This window comes from Terrabacter sp. 01T434, from assembly GCF_056398545.1.
Window position 1 is genome coordinate 141,435 of sequence record NZ_JBFTPP010000012.1, and the last position, 16,159, is coordinate 157,593.

The window sequence follows — 16,159 nt, forward strand, 5'->3', positions numbered from 1 at the left end:
GTAGCCTCTTGTCTCTGCCCTGACACCCTAGGTAGAGTACGACTATGCCCCCGCGCATGACCATGGCAACTCGCTTGGTCCTCGACGTCCTCTTCAGCGACCTGGCGGCCGACTGGTATGGGTCGCAGATCGGCCAGCATGCCGGCCTGCCGAGCGGCACGGTCCATCCCATCCTGGCCCGCCTGGAAAGGGTCGGCTGGCTGGAGTCCCGGTGGGAGGACATCGACCCGAGCAGGGAGGGGCGACCGGCGCGCAGGTACTACCGGCTCACGGAGTCGGGTGCCACCCAGGCGGGGAGGGCCTTGGCCGCTGCGCGCCGGCCGCGACCTGGCTTCGCTGCCATACCGAAAGCTGCGATACCGAAGGAGGGCTTGTCATGAGAAGGAAGAACCAGAGGGCGTCGGTCCGCTTCGCGGCGTCGGCGATGGAGCGGGCCACCGTCGGCGTCCCCTCCGAGACCCGCGATCGCTACCACGACGAGCTCGTCGCGGAGATGCACGACCTCGGGCGGATCGCCGCGTGGCGATACGCCGTCGGGGTCGCCGCATCGGCCTCCACGATGCACGCCGCCCTGACGGACGGCGGACCGCAGCCGGAGCCCGCTCTCCACCTGCCCATTGGCTGCCGCACCAACACCCGCCACGTGTGGCAGACGACCCACACGTCGGACGGCAAGCTGTATCGCGCCTGCGCCCGGTGCGGCAAGGAGTACGTCCCCATGGGTCCAGGGGCCGGCTTCACCTGGGGCTGAGCCGGGTCGCGGCTCGGGGTGTGGGCCGTGCACTAGAGGCCGACGGAGCCCTGCATGATGCCGCCGTCGAGGAAGATGGTCGTCGCCGTCGCATAGGCAGCACGGTCGGAGGCGAGGAAGACGACGGTCTCGGCGATCTCCTCCGGCTTCGCGAGGCGCCGCAGCGGGATCGCCGCATCGAGGGCGGCCAGCTTCGTGGGGTCGGCGGTCGTCGTGGCGTTGATCGGAGTGTCGACGGCGCCGGGTCCGACGCCGACGACACGGATGCCGTGCTGCCCGAGCTCCACCCCGGCAGTGCGGGTCAGCATCCGCATGCCGCCCTTGCTGACGCAGTAGGGGGTGTTGCCGGGCATCGGCCAGTCCTCGTGCACCGACGTCACGTTGATGATGACGCCGCCGCCGCTCTGGGCGATGAACTGCTTCGCCGCGAGCTGGCTGCCGAAGAAGGCGCTCTTGAGGTTGATCGCGAGCACCCGGTCATAGGCGTCCTCGTCGGTGTCGAGCAGGGAGGTGCGCGTCTCGATGCCGGCGTTGTTGACCCACACGTCGATGCGACCGTATGCCGTGACCGCCGCGTCGACGAGGCGCTGCAGGTCCGCGACCTTGCTGACGTCGGCGTCGACGCTGATCGCCTCCGAGCCCTCGTGGGTGATCTCGTCGTCGACGGCCTGGGCGTCCTGTGGCCGCGTCACGTAGTCCACGACGACCTTGGCGCCCTCCCGACCGGCGACCTCGCAGATCGCGGCGCCGATGCCGCTGTTTCCTCCGGTGACGACAACGACTTTGTCCTCGAGCAGCATGCTCAACTCTCCTTGTGGGCTGGGGGTTCTGGGGGTTCTGAGTGTGTTGCGGGTGGTGGTGGCGGTGCATGGAGCCGCCCGTCGGGCGAGCAGATGAGGTGGGCGACGAGCGCGGTCCACCCGGTCTGGTGCGAGGCGCCGAGCCCGCGGCCGGTGTCGCCGTGGAAGTACTCGCTGAACGTCGGGTGCTCGGTCCACAACGGCCCCGCGCCCTGGTCACGCGGGTGGCTGGGCGGCGGCCCGTCGGGTCCGGGGCGGAAGAGCGAGACCAGGCGGCGCTGCAGCTCGTCGGCGACCTCAGCAAGGCTGGCTCGGTGGCCCGAGCCGCGCGGCAGCTCGACCGTGAGCGCGTCGCCGAGGCCCTCGGCGTGCCGGCGCAGGGCGCTGACGATCAGCACGTTGACCGGCAGCCAGACGGGTCCGCGCCAGTTGGAGTTGCCGCCGAAGAGCCCGGTCGTGGACTCGCCGGGGTCGTACCGGATGTCGAGGTCACGGTCGCCGACCCGCTCGCTGAATCCGTCGCGATAGGCCGCCGACAGCGAGCGCACGCCGTGCGTCGACAGCAGCTGACTCTCGTCGAGCATCACCTCGAGCAGCCGGCCGAGGCGCTCCGGGTCGACGAGACGCAGCATGCGGTGCACGTCGGGCCGGTCGGTGGTGCCGGCGACGGCGTCCATCAGCTCGGGGCGGTTGGCCTGCAGCCACGCCAGGTGGGTCCGGAGCGTCGGCAGGGTGCTCGTCGCCCACGTCGGCAGCAGGTCGACCGCGAGCAGGGGCAGCAGCCCGACGAGGGAGCGCACCCGCAGCTGGACGGCCTCGCCGGTGTCGCTGACGAGGGCGTCGCAGAAGAATCCCTCGTCGTCGTTCCACAGCGAGATGCCTTGGCTGCCAAAGCTCTCCATCGCCTCGGCGATCCCGCAGAAGCGCTCGAGGAAGGTGGTGACGAGGTCGCCGTAGGCCTCGTCGCGTCGCGAGAGCTCAAGCGCGATGCGCATCAGCGACAGGGTGTTGAACGCCATCCACGCCGTCGCGTCCGACTGCTCGAGCCGCCAGCCCGCCGGGACGTCGCGGGACCGGTCGAAGAGGCCGATGTTGTCCATCCCGAGGAAGCCCCCGGCATACAGGTTCGACCCGTCGGGATCCTTGCGGTTCTGCCACCACGCGTAGTTCAGCAGCAGCTTGTCGAGGATCCGCACGAGGAAGGTGTGGTCGCGCGCGCCGTCGATGACGTAGACCTGCCACGCCGCCCACGCGTGGACGGGCGGGTTGACGTCGCCGAAGGCCCACTCGTATGCCGGGAGCGCGCCATCGGGGCCCTGCGCCCACTCGCGGGTCAGCAGGAGGAGCTGCTCCTTGGCGAAGTCGGGGTCGACGTGGGCGAGCGTGACGCAGTGGAAGGCGAGGTCCCACGTGGCGAACCACGGGTACTCCCACTCGTCGGGCATCGAGATGACGTCGGCGAGGGCGAGGCTTCGCCAGGCCGTGTTGCGCCCGCTCAGGGCCCTCCGGCTCGGCGGGGGAGCCGGCTGGCCGGGGTCGCCCTCGAGCCAGTCGCGCACCGAGTAGCGGTAGTGCTTCCGGCCCCAGAGCAGGCCGGCGAACGCGCGCCGCGCGATGTGCTGCTCGGTCGCGTCGGCCCTGGCGGGGATGACCGCGGCGTAGAAGGCGTCGGCCTCCGCGCGACGTGCGGCGACGATGGCGTCGAAGCCGGCGCTCGTGTCGGTGCTGGTGTTGGGGTTGAAGGGCTCGTCGTCGTGACCCGGCCCGCGCAGCCGTAGGCGCAGGCGCACCGAGGCACCCGGAGCGACGGCCTCCCAGGAGCGGACTACCGCGGCCTTGGTTCCCGTGTGGGCGGGGTTGAGGCCGGACTCGTCGCCGTGGACGACGGCCCGGTTGATGCCGTCCTTGGGCCACGGCGTGCGGCTCGTCGGCGACCCGTAGAGCGCGACGTCGTTGGTCTCGTTGTCGCAGAAGAGCGCCCGCGCCGAGTCGTCCTCGACGTGGAGTGTCAGGGTGCCGAGGAAGGCGTGGGTGGCCTCGAGCGTCGGGCCGCCCGCGTGGCCCGCATCACCCTCCAGGAGCCGGATCGAGGGCGTGCGGTCGTCGCGGCCCCAGGCCCACGTGTTGCGGAACCACAGCTGCGGCACGAGATGCAGGGGCGCCGCATCGGGGCCGCGGTTGGTCGCGACGATCTCGACGCAGATGTCGTCGGGGGCGGCCTTGGCGTGGAGCACGGTGATGTCGAAGAACCGGTTGTCGCCGAGCAGTCCGGTGTCGGACAGCTCGTACTCCGGCTCGTCCCGCCCCCGTGCCGAGTTCTGGGCGACGAGGTCGGCATAAGGGAAGGCGCCCTGCGGGTAGCGGTAGAGCATCTGCGCATAGGAGTGGGTCGGTGTGGCGTCGAGGTGCCACCAGTACTCCTTGGCGTCCTCACCGTGGTTGCCCTGCGGGTTGGTCAGGCCGAAGAGCCGCTCCTTGAGGCGGTCGTCGGCGCCGTTCCACGCGGCGAGGCCGAGGGCAAGGAAGCCGTGGCTGTCGCTGAGGCCGGCGATGCCGTCCTCGGCCCACCGGTAGGCGCGCAGGTGCGAGTGCTCGAACGGGAAGTAGGCCCACGCATCGCCGTCGGCGGAGTAGTCCTCGCGCACCGTGCCCCACTGCCGCGCAGGCAGATACGGACCCCAGAGGCGCCAGTCCGCGATGCCCTCCCGAGCCGCGCGCAGGCGCTCGTGCTCCGCCGTCATGCGGGCCCTCGACCCACTCGAGCGGGACCGCTGAGTTGCACCATGGGGGCCACCGTAGCCAGCCCCGCTGCCCACGATGGTGAGGCGCGGTGCGGACTCAGCACACGCACAGAATCCGCTCATGAGGCCACTCATGACAGGCCACTCGCGACAGGCCACTGGCCCCGCCGGCGCCGGCGGGGTGTGGGGCGGGTGACTCAGGTGTGCCAGGTGACGCCGAGAGCGGTGACCGTCGCGGTGAGTCCGCGGTCATGGACCTCGGTGTGGTGCTTCGGACACAACAGGGCAGCGTTGAGCAGGGAGGTGCGGCCGCCGTGTCGCCAATGGATCACGTGGTGGGCGTCGCACCAGCTGGCGGGCACCGTGCAGCCCGTCCAGCTGCAGCCCTTGTCGCGCGCGATGAGGGCGAGTCGCTGGCCCCGGGTGAAGAGGCGCCGTCGGCGCCCCACGTCGAGCGGTTCACCGTCGGCGCCGAGCACCATCGGGATGATCTCCGCGTCGCAGGCCATCCGTCGTACAACACCTGGCGACAGGACGTCGCCCGTCAGCGTGACACCGGAGCCCGAGCCGGTCCTGGGTCGGCCGCCTGCGCAGGTGCCAGTGCTCGCGTCGGAGGAACCCTTGCGCCTGAACGCCTCGGGGATGTCGTCGTGCAGGTCCGCCAGGAGATCGTCGAGGTCGATGAGGACAACGACCTTGGCCTTGTCGGTCGTGGGCACGCCGTCGGCGGAGGCGACCCCGCGCTGGACGATGGCCAGTAGCGCGTCCATGCGACGCCGGGCCGGGGTGCGGTCGTCGGGAGTGACGGTGCGACCCTGCTCGTCCATCTCGGGGCACGGGATGGACAGCGGGTCGATGGCGGACTTGAGGATGGCAGCGCCTTCGGGGTCGAGCACGCCGCGCAGGCCGACCATCCCGGTGGCGTTGGGCTGGGTGAACCACAGTCCGCGTGCGTCGCGTCGGCCGCGGTCGAGCGAGTCCTCGTCGCGGGGCGGCTTGATCTGCTCGGTGTGGTGCCGGACGAGGCGGCTCAACTCCTCTGGCCGTAGCTGTCGGGCCTGGTCGGTGAGGTCGTCGAGCGCTGTCGTGAGATCGTCCCGGTCGGCGACCGGAGCGGTGCGCCCGTGGAAGTCGACGATCTGTGCCGCGTTGCCGACCGTCACCTGCTGGGTCGCGACGAGCAGGCGCAACCGGGCCCATCGCGCATCGGCCAATGCCGTGCCGACCGTGACGAAGGCCTTGGCCTGCCCAGCCGTCAGGGACGGATCGTGGCTACGCAGCCAGTCGGCACGCGTCAGGCCTTCGGGAGCCTCGACGCCCCGGGACACCAGCTCGGAGACGATGTTGACCAGCGTCACCTCGTGGTTGCGCCGCTGGTGGGCGACCAGCTCGGCCGCGGCAGTGAGGTCCGTGCTCGAGTGCCGGTCGAGGCTGAAACCGGCGACAGCGTCGAACGCGATCGCCTGCTGACGATCGCTGTCGGCGCAGTCGTCCCGGTGCGCGGCCGCACGCTCGGCGGTGGCCTCGATCCAGGCTGGGTCGTTGACCATCTCGTGCCACTCCGCCTCGGAGAGCGGCTTCATCTCGCGCAGGTCGAGCGAGTCCAGGCTCTCCGCCGACAGCTCGGACCACGGCCCCTGCGGGGCGGTGACCGGCCGCGACTCAGGCGCGACCCGGCGCGTCCGTCGGCGCCCCTTCCCCACGGGTGCGGACGAGGCGTCGGGCGCGGTCGAGGCAGCGGGCGCGGTCGAGGCAGCGGGCGCGGTCGAGGGTGACGGCATACGCCCAGCGAAGCGCTCCCAGAACTCAGGCTCGGACGCGCCACCCGCAGCGCGCTGCCGCGCCTCGAGGTCGGCGAGCCGGCTCCGGAGGAGCTCGAGCGTCGATGGTTCTGGTGCCATGAGTCGAACATACATTCGACCACCGACACTGCTTGAGCCCACCGTCACGCGACCTCGAGGCAGGGCTCGTAGCCAGCCCGGTGGTCCAGGTAGCCGCCCCAACCGTGCGGGGTCACGACGTAGACGTCCCCCTGGAAGGCGCCGCGGAGGTGGTTGGAATATCTCCATGCCATCAGCCAGGCGCTCTCACGCTCGGTGGGGGTGACGCGGCCCTGACGGCAGACGACAGTGACGAGCACGTGGGTGATGCCGTGTCGGCCGGAGGCCCAGCGCTCGGGGACGAGCTGCTCGGCCAATCCGCGGAGGAGCTCGCTGGCGTCGTGCCGGTCGGGCGGCTCGCCGGCGACGGCGACGCGCGCCCCGGTCACCTGCTGCGTAACAAGGTCGACGGCCGCCACGATGACGTGGCCCATCACAAAGGGGCAGATCGCGGCGATGTCGCGCAGGGTCTGCTCGGCGTTCTCGAGGTGCCAGGAGTCGTCAGACATGTCGTAACCGTGGCATGGCGTGTGCAGTCGTCTCAGTGGTTCTCCACAGGGCCGACCCCTGTGGAGAACCCAAAACCAAGAGGAGCGGATCTGCTTGTCTGGTGGTCGATTCCACCGCAGACGACAAGACAGCGAGGTGCGCCATGGGATTCAGCACGACCTACCTGGGTCGGCTCGACATCGAGCCGAAGCTCAACCCGGCGGAGGTGGAATGGCTCACTGCCTATGCGGAGATCGACCGTCGCCACTTCACTGACCCGTACGAGGTGCCGATGAACCCGCGGGCTTTCAGGATCGAGCAGCAGAACAAGCGCGAGGAGCGTTACCGGCTCGAAGCCGAGGCGCGGGCAGCCCGGCCGGCCACGTCGAGGCGCAAGCGACGCCCCACGAGAACAACCCCGGACCCCTTCACCACGCTGACGCCGGGGGACGGTAGCCCGTATCCGCATCTCGACTGGAAACCGTGCCCGACGGGGTGCTGCCTGTCGTGGGAAAGCCGCACCGAGAAGTCACGGATGGCCGAGCCGTGGCTGCAGTACCTCATCGACCACTTCCTCTGCCCGGGCGCCCTGGCCCGCACGAGCACCCGGCCCGACTTCGCCGACTTCACGTTCGACCACGTGCTCAACGGCACCATCGCGGCGGAGCGGGACGACACGCGCGAGCTGTGGCTGATCGTGTGTCGCGACAACGAGATCGACACGGTGCAGCTGGTGGCGCCCGACGTCATGCCGTGGGAACTGGGGTCGTATGCGTGAAGCGGACCGTGGGTCTTCCGGCAGCGCGATAAAAGTGCTATCTAAGTGATATCACTTTCTTTCACGCTCAGGAGGCATCATGAGCACCGTCCCGACCCCAGCCCCGACCCCAGCCCCGACCCAGGGACCCGTCGGTCACCAAGGGGTCCTCGTCGACATCACGCAGCGCCCGGCCTTCGCCCTCAACGGCTGGTTCGGCGTCATCGTCGTGGCGGTGTGCGGCGCCGCCATCGCCTATCTGCTCACCAACGACACCACCGGCCTGCTCTGGCTGCCGATCCTCGTCGCCGCTCTCGTGCTCTCGGCGCTCGTCGTCGTGCCGCCGGGGCAGACGCAGGTCGTGCAGTTCTTCGGCCGCTACGTCGGCACGGTGAGCCGGTCCGGCTTCTGGTGGGTGCTGCCGCTGACGATCCGCCGCCAGGTGAGCATCCGCGTGCGCAACTTCGAGACGAGCCGGCTCAAGGTCAACGACGCCGATGGCAACCCGGTCGAGATCGCCGCCATCGTCGTGTGGCAGGTGGCCGACACGGCGCGGTCGACGTACGCCGTCGACGACTACGTCAACTTCGTCACCGTCCAGGCCGAGTCGGCGCTGCGCCACGTCGCGAACACGCACCCCTACGACGTCGCGGAGGGCGTGGGCACGTCGCTGCGCGGCTCCACCGACGTCGTGGCCGGCGAGCTGGCCGCCGAGGTCGCGCAGCGCGTCTCGGTGGCCGGCGTCGAGATCGTCGAGGTGCGCATCTCGCACCTGGCGTACGCCCAGGAGATCGCCCAGGCGATGCTGCGTCGCCAGCAGGCCAACGCCGTCGTCGCCGCCCGCAGCCGGATCGTGGAGGGGGCCGTGGGCATGGTCGAGATGGCACTCGCCCGGCTGGCCGAGCACGACATCGTGGACCTCGACGAGGAGCGCAAGGCCTCGATGGTGAGCAACCTGCTCGTCGTGCTGTGCGGTGACCAGCCGCCGTCGCCGGTCGTCAACGCGGGATCGCTCTACACGTGAGCCGCCGGCAGGTGCTGCTGCGTCTGGACCCAGCGGTGCACGACGCGCTGGTGCGCTGGGCCAACGACGAGCTGCGCAGCGTCAACGCGCAGGCTGAACTCATCCTCCGCCGCGCGCTCGCGGAGGCCGGCCGGATGCCCAAGCACGCCGGCCCGCTGCCCAAGCGCGGACGCCCGAGTCGGACGCCCGACGAGGCCGACTGAGCAACGACGTCAAGCCTCGGGGTAGGGCCACACCCAGAGGTGGGACCTTCGCCTCTGGGTGAGCGGCCACCGAGCCCGCACGCTGAGGCGAGGAGGTGGCAGGTGGGGCGTTCCCTGCGTCGCATCGCAGCCGCGGCGCTGACGGCAGCGGCCGTGGGCGTGGCCACCGTGTCGCTCGCCGCGTGCTCCACGTCACCCGGCCAGCCCTCGTCGCAACGCACGACGGCCGCCTCCACAGCCTCCGTCACCACCGCCTCGAGGTCCCTGGCCGGAGTGCCGCTGGTGGCGTGCACGATCAGGGGAGAGCGCCCAACCCCGGCCCGGGCCTTCGCCCTCTGCGGCACGCTGAGCGTCCCCGAGGACCGGTCGAAGCCAGCGGGCCGACAGGTCCCGCTGCGCGTGGCCGTCATCCCGGCGAGCGGCACTCGTGCGGCCGCCGATCCGGTCTTCGCCGTGGCCGGCGGTCCGGGTGAGGCGAGCACGCAGTTCTTCGCGTGGTTCCCGTCGGTCTACACCGGGCTCCACGCCGCCCACGACATCGTCCTCGTCGACCAGCGCGGCACCGGCGCCTCCAAGCCCGAGAGCCTGCCGCCGCTGCCGGCCACCACGGGCCTGCCCCGGGCAGCCGCGGACGCCCGACTCGCGACCTGGGCACGCGATGGCCTCCGGTCGGTCGACGTCGACCCGCGTCAGCTCACCTCCACCGTCGCGGCCGATGACCTCGACGCGGTACGCGCCGCGCTGGGCTACGGCACGATCGACCTCTACGGCAGCTCGTACGGCGCGACGCTCGTGCAGTACTACCTGCGCCAGCACCCGGGGCACGTGCGCGTCGCGGTCCTCGACGGAGGCACGCCACTCGACGTCCCGGTCTTCGAGCGGATGGCGGCCAGCAGCCAGGCGGCCCTGGGGCTGCTGCTGCGCCGCTGTGCCGAAGACCTGGCCTGTCACGGCGCCTTCCCGCGGCTCGACGCCGAGTGGCGTGAGGTCCTGGCGAGGTTCCGGACCCCGGTGCGCGTCGTCGACCGGGCCTCGGGACAGTCCGCAGTCATCGACCAGGCCATGCTGGCCGAGGCGATCCACGCCGCTCTGCTCACCGAAGCGGGCGCGGCGCAGCTCCCGCTCGCGATCCACCTGACGTATGCCGGGAAGTACGTCGAGGCGTCCGCGCTCATCGGCCTCACTCCCTCCACCGAACCCAGCCTCCTCATGGCTGACGAGATCCTCTGCTCCGAGGCGTGGGCCAGGGACGCCTCCGCCGAGGTGGCGCGGCTCGGTGCCGGCAGCTATGACCTGCCGAATGAGCTGCGTCAGGCCCAGAGTCGGGCGGCCATGTGCGCCCACCTCCCGTCGGGGGTCGTGCCGACCAAGGATGTCGACGGGGTCCGGACGAGCGTGCCCGTGCTCTGGCTGGCCGGTGACGGGGACCCGCAGGACCCACCGTCGAACCTCGCGGGCGTCGCAGCGCAGCAGCCGCACAGCAAGATCGTCGTGCTACCTGCCCTGCAGCACGTCGTCGGGCACCTCGGCTGCCTACCCTCCGTCGTCGCGGCCTTCGTTGCTGCGGGGAGCGTCGACGGGCTGGACACGTCGTGCGTGGCGGCGGGCTCGCCGGCTCCGCCCTTCCGGCTTCGCTAGCGGCGCTCCACTGATCAGCACAGCGAGCGGATCAGGACAGCCACCGGATCAGGCCAGCGAACGGATCGACCCGCGCACCTGGAGCGGCATCTCGATCAGGTGCTCACCCGGCGCGGCCGCAGGGTCGAGGAGCAGCTCGAGCGCCTGACGCCCCATCTCGAGGTAGGGCAACCGCGCCGTCGTGACGCCGGGCCGCATGTAGGTGGCGATCTCGTCGTCGTCGAAGGAGGCGACTGACAGGTCATCGGGGATGCGAAGTCCCTTCTCCTGCATGGCCTGCTGGGCGCCGAACGCGACGCGGTCGTTCAGGCAGAGCAACGCCGTCACCGGAGCCCCGGACGCGAGCACGCCCTTGACCGCGTCGTAGCCGTTCCACGGCTCCCAGTACTCGATGTCGGCGACCGCAACTGGCGTCACGCCGGCCTCGTCGAGCGCACGGTGGATCCCGTTGAAACGACGGCCGATCGTCACAGAGATGCGCGGATCCGACCGTGCCACAGGGGCGTTCCCGATGATGGCGATGCCATCGCGATGGCCAGCGTCGAGCAGGCGGCGGGTGACGGCATACCCAGCCTGCTCCTCGTCGGGGAGGACGGCGACGGGCACGTCGGGGTTGACGCAGTTGACGGTGACGGCGCGCATGCCACCAGGCAGCGGCGGCAGGTCGATGAGGCGAGCGGACAGGGCTCCGAAGACGAGCCCGTCGACCTGGCGGTCGACCATGGCCTCCATCGCCTTGCGCAGCTGCTTGGGGTGCTTGAACGTCTCGGCGATGAGCACGCCGCGGTCGCTCTCGTCGGCGGCGTCGAGCAGGCCGCGGATCATCGCCGAGGCGAAGCGGGTGACCGTGACGTCGTCGGAGATGAAGCCGATCGTGCCCGTCGTGCCGAGGCGCAGCGACCGGGCCTGCGCGTTGGGGCGGTAGTCGAGCTCGCGCGCGGCCTCGTGGATGCGGGCGACGGCGTCGGCCGACAGGCGCGAGCCCGGGCGGTCGTTGAGCACGAGGCTCACGGCCGTCTTGGACAGGCCCGCGCGCTCCGCCACGTCGGCGAGCGTCGGTCGCTTGTTCACGTCAACCCCTTCGTGCGGGCGCCGGAGCCCGTATGCCGTGTGGCGCCCTCGAGGACGCCTCCGCGGTCACTCTAACCCACCGGTAACGACGGCTGACCGCATCACCGCAGGTGAAATGGATTTAGCAAACCCTTGTGCGCCGTCACGTCAGCCGCTAGCGTTCCGTGCTGAAAGGTTTTAGCAGTGGCGCTGACCTTCACCACCCGGAGGAACCATGAAGCTCACCTCGACCACCAAGCGCGTCGCCGTCGGACTGCTCGCGGCCGCGCTCCCTCTCTCGATGGCCGCCTGTTCCAAGGGCGCCAGCAGCTCGACCGGCGGGGCCGGTGGCGAGCTGACGATGTGGACCCACAACGCCGGCAACAAGGCCGAGCTCGCGGCGATCACGAACATCGTGAACGACTACAACGCGAGCCAGAAGAAGTACAAGGTCAAGATCCAGGCCTTCCCGCAGGACTCGTACAACCAGTCCGTCGTCGCGGCTGCGGCGTCCAAGAAGCTGCCCTGCATCCTCGACATCGACGGCCCCAACGTGCCGAACTGGGCGTGGGCCGGCTACCTGGCGCCGCTCGACGGCATGGAGGGGACGCTGTCGAAGTACCTGCCGACGGTGCTCGGCAAGTGGGACAACAAGACGTACTCCTTCGGCTACTACGACGTCGCGCTCGTCATGGTGACGCGCAAGACGATCCTCGACAAGTACGGCATCCGCGTCCCGACGACCGAGCAGCCCTGGACGAAGGACGAGTTCACCGCGGCGCTGAAGAAGATCAAGGCCTCGGGCGCGTTCGCGAACCCGCTCGACATCGCGACGAGCTTCACCGGCGAGTGGTGGCCCTACGCATACTCCCCGATGCTGCAGAGCTTCGGCGGCGACCTCATCGAACGCAAGGACTACAAGTCGGCGGAGGGAGTCCTCAACGGGCCCAAGGCCGTCGAGTGGGCGACGTGGTTCCGCGGCCTGGTCACCGACGGGCTGATCCCGCTCAAGTCCGGCGCCGACCCGGCCAAGGACTTCATCAACGGCAAGTCCGCGATCCTCTACAACGGCACGTGGACGGCGGTCGACACCCGCAAGGCGTTCGGCAAGGACACCCTGTTCCTTCCGCCGCCGGACCTCGGCACCGGCCCGAAGATCGGTGGCGGCTCGTGGCAGTGGGGCATCTCGCAGAACTGCTCCGACACCGCCGGCGCGCTGGACTACATGAAGTTCGCGGCGCAGGACAAGTACGTCGCGAGCGTCGCCCGCGACACGAACAACATCCCGGCCACCGACGCTGCCGCAGCCCAGGTGAAGGGCTACGAGAAGGGCGGCGAGAACGAGGTCTTCCTCGACTATGCCAAGAAGTTCGCCGTCCTGCGCCCGGTGACGCCCGGCTACCCGTTCATCGCGACGGAGTTCACCAAGACGGCGCAGGACATCCTCAACGGCGCGGACCCGAAGCAGTCGCTCGACCAGGCCGTGAAGGACATCGACGCCAACCAGAAGTCCAACGGCTACTTCCAGTGAGTGACTGAGATGACGACCATCACTGCGGCCGAGGACGCCTCGGCCATCGCGACCCGGAAGAGGAAGCCCGTATCGGGCTCCCGCTCATCGACCACGACGGCACTGCTCATGCTGCTGCCGGCGGCGGTCCTGCTGATCACGTTCCTGCTCATCCCGATCGGGCTGACGTTCGGGCTCGCGTTCACCAACGCCCGGCTCATCTCGCCCCGTCCGGCGGAGTTCATCGGCACCGACAACTTCGTGCGCCTCTTCCAGGACGAGACGTTCTGGGCGTCGCTGCGCAACACGATCGTCTTCGCCGTGGTCATCGTGCCGCTGCAGTCGGCGTGTGCGCTCGGGCTGGCGCTGCTCGTCAACGTCAAGATGCGCGGGGTCAACTTCTTCCGGACGGTCTACTTCCTGCCGGTCGTCACCTCGATGGTCGTCGTGTCGATGCTGTGGCTGTTCATGTACCAGAAGAACGGCCTCATCAACCAGGTGCTGCTGAAGTTCGGCATCGTCGGGCCCGACTGGCTCGGCGACCCGCACACGGCGCTGCTCGCGATCATCCTCATGTCCGCATGGCAGGCGATGGGCTTCCACATGGTCATCTGGCTCTCCGGGCTGCAGACCATCCCCGGCGACCTCTACGAGGCGGCCGACCTGGACGGCGCCGACACGTGGCAGAAGTTCCGCTACGTCACGTGGCCGGGCCTGCGGGCGACGCGGACCTTCATCCTCATCACCATCACGATCTCGGCGTTCGCGCTCTTCACCCAGGTCAACATCATGACCCAGGGCGGCCCGCTCGACTCGACCTCGACCCTGGTGCTCATGGCGGTCCGCACCGGCTTCCAGCAGCAGCAGACCGGCTACGCGTCGGCGATCTCACTCGCGTTCTTCGTCCTCGTGCTCGCCGTCACCCTGGTCAACCGCTACATCACCCGAGACAAGGACGTCGTCCGATGAGCGCCGCAGCCACCACCGGGGCCGAGACCACGGGGACCCTCGCCCACGTCGCCGAGACCGCCGTCCCCGAGCACCACCGGAGCGGGGAGCGACCTCACCCAGCCCGGCAGGGCCTCGGTCTGCTGATGCGGATCGTGCTCTGCCTCGTCTTCGGGCTGCCGCTGCTCTTCATGGTCGTGTCCAGCTTCAAACCGGACCTGCAGATCTTCGACGACCTCGGCAGCATCAAGGCGTTCCTGCCCACCGGGGACATCTCGGCCGACAACTACACCGGCGTCTTCGGCCGAGTCCCGTTCGCGCAGTTCATGATGAACTCGGTCCTCATCACGGTGGTCACCGTCGTGCTCGGCATCGTCGTCAACTCGATGGCCGCGTTCGCCCTGGCCCGGATCGGGTTCAAGGGCGGCGGCATCGTGCTCGGGATCATCCTGGCGACGCTCATCGTCCCGTTCGAGACGCTCGCTCTGCCGCTGCTGTGGTGGTCGAATCAGCTGCCCTTCCTCGGGCCCGACGGGTTCAGCCAGGGCTGGCTCGACACCTATCAGGTGCAGATCATCCCGTTCATCGCCAACGCCTTCTCGATCTTCCTCTTCTACCAGTACTTCGACTCCATCCCGAAGGAGCTCGACGAGGCGGCGAAGGTCGACGGGGCCGGCTGGTTCCGCATCTATCGCAGCATCGTCATGCCCCTGTCGGGGCCGGCCATCGCGACCGTCGCGATCCTCACCTTCCTGCCGATGTGGAACCAGTACCTCTGGCCCCTCATGGCGGTGCAGACCGAGGAGCTGCGGCCCGTCATGGTCGGCATCGACTACTTCAAGCAGCTCAACACCTCGTGGGGCCAGATCATGGCGTACGCGACGATGATCACCGCGCCCGTGCTGATCCTCTTCATCGCCTTCCAGCGATCGTTCATCAACTCCATCGCCAGCAGCGGCGTGAAAGGCTGACTTGTGTTCAAGCTTCCCGAGGCATGGGTGTGGGACTTCTGGCTCGTCGACGACGGTGAGCAGTACCACCTGTTCTTCCTCTACGCGTCGCGCGCTCTCAAGGACCCGCACGCCCGGCACCACCGCGCATCGGTCGGCCACGCGGTGTCGTCGGACCTGGTGCACTGGGAGCGGGTGGTCGATGCGTTGGTGCGCTCGGACGCGCCGGCGTTCGACGACCTGGCGACGTGGACCGGGTCGGTCGTGCGGCACCCGGACGGTCGATGGTTCATGTTCTACACGGGGGCCTCGCTGAACGACGTGGGCGCGAACGTGCAGTCGATCGGGTATGCCGTGTCGTCCGACCTTCACGTGTGGGACAAGGCGCCTGGCCCGGTGCTGTCGGCGGACCCGCGGTGGTACGAGAAGTACTCCGACGGGAACTGGCACGACGAGGCGTTCCGCGACCCGTGGGTGCTGGAGGATCCTGACGGCGACGGTTGGCACATGCTGATCACGGCGCGCGCCAACCACGGTGACGTGGTCGACCGCGGGGTGGTCGGGCACGCGTGGTCGGCCGACCTGGAGAACTGGGAGCTGCGGGAGCCGCTGTCGCAGCCCGGGCAGGGGTTCGGGCAGCTCGAGGTGGTGCAGCCCTTCGTCGTCGACGGCCGCCAGGTGTTGCTCTTCAACTGCGGGGTCGGGGACATGCCGGAGGCGGCGAGGTCCGAGGGTGTGACGGGCGGGGTCTGGATCGCAGACGCGAAGTCGCCGCTCGGGCCCTACGACATCGCCGGCGCCCGCCACATCGACGACCCGTCGCTCTACGTCGGCAAGTTCATCACCGACCGGCAGACCGGCGAGACGAAGTTCCTGGCCTTCCGCAACGAGACCGGGGGTCAGTTCATCGGTGAGATCACCGACCCGTACGCCGTCTCCTGGGACGGCGACCGCCTGCGCCTCGCGTGAGGGCGGGGAGCTCTGGGCCCCCGGATGTCAGGTGGGACGTGAGGTGGTCAGAGCACCCCTGAAGTTCCTGTACTGTTACTCGAGCAGAAACCGCTGGTTCTGCGTAGGACCCGCTCGGACGGCCTTTAGGCCGGATCACGGGATTTGGTCCTGGCGCGTCCGGCGGGTAAGTTTGAAGGGTTGCCCCGGAGGCCTCCTCGTTGAGGTGGTTGATGGTGTGTGTCCGATTCTTGAGAACTCAACAGCGTGTCAAAAATCGATGCCAATTACCTCGTCCCGGGGCGCGGCATGGTCACTCGTATGGGTGGTCGTGTGGTGTTTTGGGCGAATTATCCTTTGGTTGAATCGAACTTCTAGCTTTTTTTGAGCTAGTGGTTCGGCTTCAGTCAGGTTTTCGAGCCCTTCATGGGTTCAAAGTTTGCTCATCTCCTTTTCGGGGGTGGGTGTTT

The 16,159-nt window shown here is 69.3% G+C and carries 15 protein-coding genes; 10 read left to right on the forward strand and 5 right to left on the reverse strand.

The annotated features are described in order from the left end of the window. Positions 1 to 62 precede the first annotated feature (62 nt). On the forward strand, positions 63 to 380 hold the full coding sequence (locus tag AC1DIW_RS20820) for a PadR family transcriptional regulator (RefSeq protein ID WP_478110653.1): 318 nt from the start codon (positions 63 to 65) through the stop codon (positions 378 to 380). Beyond that, the gene (locus tag AC1DIW_RS20825) at positions 377 to 751 is read left to right on the forward strand and encodes a hypothetical protein (RefSeq protein WP_442281191.1); all 375 of its coding nucleotides are present in this window, start codon (positions 377 to 379) and stop codon (positions 749 to 751) included. The genes AC1DIW_RS20820 and AC1DIW_RS20825 overlap by 4 nt, the downstream gene beginning before the upstream one ends. Before the next feature lie 32 nt (positions 752 to 783). Here the strand turns inward: AC1DIW_RS20825 and AC1DIW_RS20830 are convergent, their stop codons facing one another. The 4 genes from AC1DIW_RS20830 to AC1DIW_RS20845 all read right to left on the reverse strand — a co-directional run bounded on the left by AC1DIW_RS20830 (position 784) and on the right by AC1DIW_RS20845 (position 6,681). Further along, complete coding sequence (locus AC1DIW_RS20830) at positions 784 to 1,551, reverse strand: SDR family NAD(P)-dependent oxidoreductase (RefSeq protein ID WP_478110633.1); 768 nt, start codon at positions 1,549 to 1,551, stop codon at positions 784 to 786. Between the two features lie 2 nt (positions 1,552 to 1,553). Continuing rightward, positions 1,554 to 4,292: an MGH1-like glycoside hydrolase domain-containing protein gene (locus tag AC1DIW_RS20835; RefSeq protein ID WP_478110635.1), complete on the reverse strand. Its 2,739-nt coding sequence runs from the start codon at positions 4,290 to 4,292 to the stop codon at positions 1,554 to 1,556. Between the two features lie 197 nt (positions 4,293 to 4,489). Then, positions 4,490 to 6,193, reverse strand: coding sequence for a DUF222 domain-containing protein (locus AC1DIW_RS20840; protein WP_478110637.1), 1,704 nt, complete (start codon positions 6,191 to 6,193; stop codon positions 4,490 to 4,492). Between the two features lie 44 nt (positions 6,194 to 6,237). After that, positions 6,238 to 6,681: a hypothetical protein gene (locus AC1DIW_RS20845; protein WP_478110638.1), complete on the reverse strand. Its 444-nt coding sequence runs from the start codon at positions 6,679 to 6,681 to the stop codon at positions 6,238 to 6,240. A gap of 143 nt (positions 6,682 to 6,824) precedes the next feature. On the opposite strand from AC1DIW_RS20845, the gene AC1DIW_RS20850 reads away from it, so the two are divergent. The 4 genes from AC1DIW_RS20850 (at position 6,825) to AC1DIW_RS20865 (ending at position 10,283) form a co-directional block, all read left to right on the forward strand. Further along, positions 6,825 to 7,439: a hypothetical protein gene (locus AC1DIW_RS20850; RefSeq protein ID WP_478110639.1), complete on the forward strand. Its 615-nt coding sequence runs from the start codon at positions 6,825 to 6,827 to the stop codon at positions 7,437 to 7,439. A 79-nt stretch (positions 7,440 to 7,518) separates the two neighbouring features. After that, complete coding sequence (locus AC1DIW_RS20855) at positions 7,519 to 8,442, forward strand: SPFH domain-containing protein (RefSeq protein ID WP_478110640.1); 924 nt, start codon at positions 7,519 to 7,521, stop codon at positions 8,440 to 8,442. Then, positions 8,439 to 8,645, forward strand: a complete 207-nt coding sequence (locus tag AC1DIW_RS20860) for a type II toxin-antitoxin system antitoxin (RefSeq protein WP_478110642.1) — start codon at positions 8,439 to 8,441, stop codon at positions 8,643 to 8,645. The genes AC1DIW_RS20855 and AC1DIW_RS20860 overlap by 4 nt, the downstream gene beginning before the upstream one ends. Before the next feature lie 102 nt (positions 8,646 to 8,747). After that, a complete protein-coding gene (locus AC1DIW_RS20865; RefSeq protein ID WP_478110644.1) occupies positions 8,748 to 10,283 on the forward strand; it encodes an alpha/beta hydrolase in 1,536 nt (511 codons plus the stop codon). A gap of 48 nt (positions 10,284 to 10,331) precedes the next feature. Here the strand turns inward: AC1DIW_RS20865 and AC1DIW_RS20870 are convergent, their stop codons facing one another. Then, positions 10,332 to 11,354, reverse strand: coding sequence for a LacI family DNA-binding transcriptional regulator (locus tag AC1DIW_RS20870; protein ID WP_478110646.1), 1,023 nt, complete (start codon positions 11,352 to 11,354; stop codon positions 10,332 to 10,334). Between the two features lie 214 nt (positions 11,355 to 11,568). On the opposite strand from AC1DIW_RS20870, the gene AC1DIW_RS20875 reads away from it, so the two are divergent. From AC1DIW_RS20875 to AC1DIW_RS20890, 4 genes are read left to right on the forward strand one after another with little or no spacing between them, the layout of a single operon-like run. After that, positions 11,569 to 12,864, forward strand: coding sequence for an ABC transporter substrate-binding protein (locus AC1DIW_RS20875; RefSeq protein ID WP_442281201.1), 1,296 nt, complete (start codon positions 11,569 to 11,571; stop codon positions 12,862 to 12,864). 9 nt (positions 12,865 to 12,873) lie between these two features. Then, complete coding sequence (locus tag AC1DIW_RS20880; RefSeq protein WP_478110647.1) at positions 12,874 to 13,812, forward strand: carbohydrate ABC transporter permease; 939 nt, start codon at positions 12,874 to 12,876, stop codon at positions 13,810 to 13,812. Next, positions 13,809 to 14,762 carry a carbohydrate ABC transporter permease gene (locus AC1DIW_RS20885; RefSeq protein ID WP_478110649.1) on the forward strand — a complete coding sequence of 318 codons (954 nt, stop codon included), beginning with the start codon at positions 13,809 to 13,811 and terminating at the stop codon, positions 14,760 to 14,762. The genes AC1DIW_RS20880 and AC1DIW_RS20885 overlap by 4 nt, the downstream gene beginning before the upstream one ends. Before the next feature lie 3 nt (positions 14,763 to 14,765). After that, complete coding sequence (locus tag AC1DIW_RS20890; RefSeq protein WP_478110650.1) at positions 14,766 to 15,710, forward strand: glycoside hydrolase family 68 protein; 945 nt, start codon at positions 14,766 to 14,768, stop codon at positions 15,708 to 15,710. Positions 15,711 to 16,159 lie beyond the last annotated feature (449 nt).